Origin of the sequence: Plantactinospora alkalitolerans, assembly GCF_015690345.1 — a bacterium.
In the GTDB taxonomy this organism is placed as follows: domain Bacteria; phylum Actinomycetota; class Actinomycetes; order Mycobacteriales; family Micromonosporaceae; genus Plantactinospora; species Plantactinospora alkalitolerans.
The window spans coordinates 38,001-44,000 of sequence record NZ_JADPUN010000116.1 but is presented as its reverse complement, the minus strand read 5'-3'; the positions used below and the strand labels follow the sequence as shown (position 1 = coordinate 44,000).

Annotated in this window: 6 protein-coding genes; 4 read left to right on the top strand and 2 right to left on the bottom strand. The window is 71.3% G+C overall.

From position 1 onward, the window contains the following. The 4 genes from I0C86_RS10595 to I0C86_RS10580 form a co-directional block, all read left to right on the top strand. A partial coding sequence (locus I0C86_RS10595; RefSeq protein ID WP_407676294.1) for an SCO7613 C-terminal domain-containing membrane protein occupies positions 1 to 839 on the top strand: 839 nt, incomplete at its 5' end. A gap of 149 nt (positions 840 to 988) precedes the next feature. After that, positions 989 to 2,044 carry a fatty acid desaturase family protein gene (locus tag I0C86_RS10590; RefSeq protein ID WP_196201048.1) on the top strand — a complete coding sequence of 352 codons (1,056 nt, stop codon included), beginning with the start codon at positions 989 to 991 and terminating at the stop codon, positions 2,042 to 2,044. Positions 2,045 to 2,121: 77 nt separating this feature from the next. Further along, complete coding sequence (locus I0C86_RS10585) at positions 2,122 to 2,415, top strand: 4a-hydroxytetrahydrobiopterin dehydratase (protein ID WP_196201047.1); 294 nt, start codon at positions 2,122 to 2,124, stop codon at positions 2,413 to 2,415. Further along, a complete protein-coding gene (locus I0C86_RS10580; RefSeq protein ID WP_196201046.1) occupies positions 2,412 to 3,563 on the top strand; it encodes an FHA domain-containing protein in 1,152 nt (383 codons plus the stop codon). The genes I0C86_RS10585 and I0C86_RS10580 overlap by 4 nt, the downstream gene beginning before the upstream one ends. Before the next feature lie 116 nt (positions 3,564 to 3,679). On the opposite strand, the gene rocD is transcribed toward I0C86_RS10580, so the two are convergent. Both rocD and ddaH read right to left on the bottom strand, forming a co-directional pair. Further along, complete coding sequence (gene rocD / locus I0C86_RS10575; RefSeq protein ID WP_196201053.1) at positions 3,680 to 4,891, bottom strand: ornithine--oxo-acid transaminase; 1,212 nt, start codon at positions 4,889 to 4,891, stop codon at positions 3,680 to 3,682. After that, complete coding sequence (gene ddaH / locus I0C86_RS10570; protein WP_196201045.1) at positions 4,891 to 5,751, bottom strand: dimethylargininase; 861 nt, start codon at positions 5,749 to 5,751, stop codon at positions 4,891 to 4,893. Before ddaH ends, rocD begins: the two co-directional genes overlap by 1 nt. Positions 5,752 to 6,000 lie beyond the last annotated feature (249 nt).

Genomic DNA, 6,000 nt, shown 5'->3' with positions numbered 1-6,000 from the left:
GGGCCGGTGCGACGCTGGCGGTCGCCGGACCGCTCGCCGCCGACCTGCCGCTGCGGGTTGCCGCACTGGTGGTGCCCGGCGTGGCCGCCCTGACCCTGGCCGGCGGGATCGTGCTGACGGGCCGGGGCGCCCGGGAGATCGCGGCGGTCCCGCCGACGGGCACGGCTCCGGCCCGTCGGGCCGAGGGGACCGCGGTCCAGGTGGCCAGCCACGTCGTCGCGGCGCTCGCGCTGCTGCTGACGGTCGGCGAGGTCCGGCACGCGGCGGCGGTCTGCACGCTCTGGGGGGTGGCCCTCGGACTGCGCGCACTGCGGCCGGCGGAGTCGGCGGCGCGTCGGTGGGCGCATGCCGCGGCGGCCGGCGCCGCCGAACTGGTCGCGGCCTGGCTGCTGCTCTGGGCGGCACGGGTGGCGCTGGTCGAGGCGTACACGTTGCCGGCGGCGGTACTCGGGCTGCTGGCCGGGTGGCTCGCCCTACGGGCCTGGCCGGACCGGAGCAGTTGGCTGGCGTACGGGCCGGGGCTGGGTGCCGCACTGCTGCCGAGCCTGGTCTCGGTCGGGGTGGCCGGGGACCAGCCGTGGCGGCGGCTGCTGCTCGGCGGTGGCGCGTTGCTGGTGGTGCTGGCCGGTGCGCAGTGGCGACGTCAGGCTCCGGTGGTGCTCGGCGGCGGCGTGCTGGCGACACTGGCGCTGCGGGAGATGGTCGACGTATGGGACCGGCTGCCCCGGTGGATCTTCCTCGCCGTGGGTGGTTTCGTCCTGATCGGCCTGGCCATGACGTACGAACGGCGGCGCAGGGACCTTCGCCGGTTGCGCGCGGCGGTCGGCCGGATGAATTGACGGCCCCCGGTTTCGGACCGTGATGTGGTGGGGCTTACCCTACCCCGAACACGGGGGCTTCCGGGTTTACGGAGTGCGAGCGTCCTCCGGAGACTGGAGATAAGCGCTCGCCAACCGGCGCGGCGAAATGCGACGTTGGGAGCTGAAATATGGCGGCCACTGCGACGGCGGAGCCTGCTGTTGTTCGGCGAGGGAGCGACTACTCACAGTTATCTCGCCGGATCAGCGAGGCCGGGCTGCTGGACCGCCGCACCGGTTGGTACGTGGTTCGGATCGCGTTGACGGTCGGGCTCTTCATCGCCGGTTGGGTGGCCTTCGCCCTGGTCGGGGACTCGTGGTGGCAGACCCTGGTCGCCGTCTTCCTGGCCGTCGGCACCACCCAGGTCGCCTTCCTCGGACACGACGCCGGACACCGGCAGATGTTCCGGAACCGCCGGGCGAGTGAGGTGGCCGGACTGCTGGCCGGCAACCTGGCGATCGGACTGAGCAACGGCTGGTGGATCGACAAGCACAACCGGCACCACGCCAACCCGAACCACGAGGACGACGATCCGGACGTCGGCGCGGGGGCCCTGGTCTGGACCCACGAGCAGGCGCTGGAGACCCGCGGGTTCGGCCGCTGGATGGCACGCCGGCAGGCGTACCTGTTCTTCCCGCTGCTGCTGCTGGAGGGCCTGAACCTGCACGTGTCGAGCATCCGGGCGATCTTCGACGGAACGCCGATGCGGCACCGCAGGGTCGAGGCCCTGCTGCTGGTGGTGCACACGATCGCCTACCTGGGCGTGGTGTTCACCGTGCTGTCGCCGGTCCACGCGCTCGTCTTCATGGCCATCCACCAGGGGCTGTGGGGGTTCTACATGGGCTGCTCGTTCGCGCCCAACCACAAGGGCATGCCGATGCCGACCGCCGAGGACGAGCTGGACTTCCTCCGCAAGCAGGTACTGACCTCGCGCAACGTCCGGGGCGGAGTGCTGGTCGACTTCGCGTTGGGCGCCCTCAACTACCAGATCGAGCACCACCTGTTCCCGAGCATGCCGCGGATCAACCTGCGCAGGGCCCAGCCGATCGTCCGGGAGTACTGCGCCGAGCAGGGCATTCCGTACGAGGAGACCAGCCTGTTCGACTCGTACCGCCAGGCGCTGCGGCACCTGCACTACGTCGGCGCGCCGCTGCGGGCCGCCGAGGTAGCGGGGGCCGCCAGGTAGCAGGCCGTACGCCGCTCCGTCGCCTCGTCGAACCGGTTGGACACCACGGGAGGGAATCCCGGCGGTAAGGTCTGGCCATGGCAGAGGTGCTGGACACGGAGGCCGTGCGGACCGGGCTCGACGGGCTGGACGGCTGGACCGGTGACCCGGCCGGCATCGGCCGTACCGTCGAGTTGCCCGGATTCCGTGACGTCATCGACGTGGTGGACCGGGTCGCGGTGGTCGCCGAAGAACTCGACCACCATCCCGACATCGACATCCGGTGGCGCACCGTGACCTTCCGGTGCGCCACCCATTCCGTTGGTGGAGTTACCCGACGCGACATCGAGTTGGCGCGGCGGATCGACGAGATCGTCCGGGGAGCGGCGTGAGATTCGAGATAAGTAAGGTCCTCGACGCGATCGAGGGCCGGGTCAGTACAGATCCCTCGTTGGTCCGGGCCGTGCTCGACCTGGCCGAGGTGGTCCGGTTCCAGGACCTGGACGGTGGCCGACCGGCCAGCACGATGCGGTTGGGCATGGTGATCGACGCGCTCGGCCGGCAACTCGAGGAGGACAACGTCCCGGTGTACGCGGTGGTGCACCGCGCGCTGCTCAGCGACGCCGACCTGACCTCGAACGAACGCATGGTGGTTCGTCGATGGGCCGACGACGGCTTGGTCGAGGTGCTGAACAATCCCGGCGACCGGATGCTGGAGGTCGCCGATCTACTGGGCCTGCCGGTGCTCAGCCGGGGCCGCTTCGAAGGCCAGGCCGGGCGGTTCCCGTGGGTGACCGGTCAACCGGGTCGGCTGCTCGCCCCGCTACCGGGTGCGGGCGGTCCGGTCCTGATGGCCCGGGTGAAGGGCAACGGGCCGATGCCCACCGGGCCGTCGCCGAGCGGGCGGAAGCTGCTCGCCCGGACGTGGCGGTGCAGGGAGCCCGGCTGCGTGCTGTTCGGTGGTGGCGGTGGCGGTGGCGCGTTCGCCGACCTCGCCGAGATCGACCGGAAGCCGAGCGGGCAGCCGCCGCCGACGCTGCGTACCGGAATGCCGATGTGCCCCCGGCACGAGCAGCGGCTCACCGATGCAGGTCCCCGGCCCACCAGCGAGGTGCTGTCGGTGCGGATCGGCGGCATGGTCCGGCGCCGGTTCGTGGTCACCGCCGAACAGCCGGTGGTGGTCGGCCGCGCTCCGGACGAGACCGGCGGAGTCCGGCTCGGCCAGTGGCTCAACGACGAGGCGCGACGGTGGATCAGCCGCAGCCACGTACGGTTCGAGTTGCGCGGCGCCGACCTGGTCGCGCAGGACGTGAGCACGAACGGTTCCGGGATACGCCCCGGCGGGAACATGGACGAGGCCGAGCGGGTCGCGCTGGCCCGCAAGCAGTCCCGGGTGATGCGCGGCGGCGACATCGTGGAGCTGTATCCAGGGGTGCAGGTGAGCCGGTCGAGCACCTGGAACTCGGGCGGCATGACCAATCCGACGTCGGTGATGGCCGAGGCCCCCACCATGGCGATGCGGGTGGTCGACCGCGCCTGACCGGAGATCGACGCGGCGCCGCTTCCGGATCGGAGCGGCGCCGCGTCGCTCCGATCCGGGCCGGCGCCGCTTCCGATTCGGGTCACACACGATGCAGTGCAGCACCGCGCACGGAGTCAGTGCAGCACCGCGCTGAGCTGCTCGACGGCGTGGTCCAGTTCGTCGGCCCGGACCACGAGCGGCGGCGCCAGCCGGATCGTCGACCCGTGTGTGTCCTTGGCCAGCACCCCGCGCTCGGCAAGCCGTTCGCAGGCCTGCCGCCCGGTCATCAGCGCCGGGTCGATGTCGATGCCGGCCCACAGCCCTCGGCCCCGGACGGCGACCAGACCGTCCCCGACCAGGTCGCGCAGCGCGCCGTGCAACCGCGCGCCCAGCTCCGCCGATCGGCGCTGGAACTCGCCGGTGGCGAGCAGCCGAACCACCTCGGTGGCCACCGCGCAGGCCAGCGGGTTGCCACCGAAGGTCGATCCGTGTTCGCCGGGACGCAGCACCCCGAGGACGTCGGCGTCGGCCGCGACCGCCGAGACCGGGACGATCCCGCCGCCGAGTGCCTTGCCGAGGACGTACATGTCGGGCTTGACGGCCTCGTGGTCGCAGGCGAAGGTCTCGCCGGTCCGGCCGAGCCCGGACTGGATCTCGTCGGCGACGAACAGCACGTTCCGTTCGGTGCAGAGCCGGCGTACCCCGGGCAGGTAACCCCGGGGCGGCACGACGACGCCCTGCTCGCCCTGGATCGGCTCCAGCAGTACGGCCACCGTCGTCTCGTCGACCGCCTCGGCCAGGGCCGCCAGGTCGCCGTACGGGACGATCCGGAACCCCGGGGTGTACGGGCCGAAGTCGTCCCGGGCGTCCGGATCGGTGGAGAAGCTGACGATGGTGGTGGTACGGCCGTGGAAGTTGCCGTCCGCCACCACGATCGTGGCCTGCCCCGCCGGTACGCCCTTGACCCGGTAGCCCCACTTGCGGGACACCTTGATCGCGGTCTCCACCGCCTCGGCGCCGGTGTTCATCGGCAGCACCAGGTCCTTGCCGCAGAGCTGGGCCAACTCGCGGCAGAAGTCGGCGAACTGGTCGTGGACGAAGGCGCGGCTGGTGAGGGTGAGCCGGTCGAGTTGGGCGTGCGCGGCGGCGATCAGCGTCGGATGCCGGTGCCCGAAGTTCAGCGCCGAGTATCCGGCCAGGCAGTCCAGGTAACGCCGTCCGTCGACGTCGGTCACCCAGGCACCCTCGGCCGAGGAGATCACCACCGGCAGCGGGTGGTAGTTGTGCGCGGTCCAGCGTTCCGCCTCGCGTATTGCCGCCGGGGTGCGCAGGGTGTCGTCCACGATCACTTGTTCGCCTCTCGTTCCCGCAGCACCAGGGTGCAGCACTTCGGTCCGCCGCCGGCCTTACGCAGCTCGGACAAATCAACACCAATTGTGTCGTATCCCCGGCTGCGCAGTGCGGCCGACAGCCCGGTCGCCTGGGCCGGAAGTACGACGTGCCGTCCGTCGCTCACCGCGTTCAGCCCGAGCACCTCGGCATCCGCCGGGCTGGCCAGCACCGCGTCCGGGAAGAGCCGGCGCAGCGCCGCCTGGCTACCGGGGGAGAACGCCTCCGGCAGGTACGCCACGGTCTCCTCGTCCAGTACGCAGAGCGCGGTGTCCAGGTGGTAGAAGCGGGGGTCGACCAGTTGCAACGTCACCACCGGCCGGCCGAAGACCTCCTGCAGGTGGGCGTGCGCGGCGTGCGAGGTCCGGAACCCGGTGCCGGCCAGCAGCAGGTCGCCGACCGGCAGGATGTCGCCCTCGCCCTCGTTGACGTGCTTGGCGTCGTACACCTCGAAGCCGGCCCGGTCGAGCCAGGCGGCGTAGGCGGGCGCCTCGTCGGCCCGCTCCGGGTCGCGGAACTGCACCGCCAGCGCGCTGCCGTCGACCACCGTCGCGCCGTTCGCCGCGAACACCATGTCCGGCAGCCCTGGAACCGGCTCGATCTCCTGCACCGTGTGGCCGAGATCCAGGTACGTCCGCCGCAGCGTCTCCCACTGCCGGATCGCGAGTGCCGGGTCGACCGGAGCACCCGGGTCCATCCACGGATTGATCGCGTACTCGACGGCGAAGTACGTCGGCCGGCACATCAGATATCGCCGGTGAACTGCCGAGCGGGCCGTTCCGGGCCCGTCGGGTACGGTCGTCGACTCCAACGTCATGGTCCTGCTCCCAGCGGATCGGGCGCGCCCGGCCTTCTTCCGGCCCACGGGCTGGCGCTGAACCCAACGCTATGTGCCGCTGCTCGACCGAATCCATCGCTGGAAGTTGCTTACCACCGTTGATCGTTGCGTCTCCGCCGCCCTCCACCACCGTTCCGTTGCGCCAAGGCGTAAGGAAGGGGCCCTTGTTATCGCTTTTTGTAGAGGAAGGGCCCCCGGTTAACACCTCGGGCAACGGGGGCCGGACAG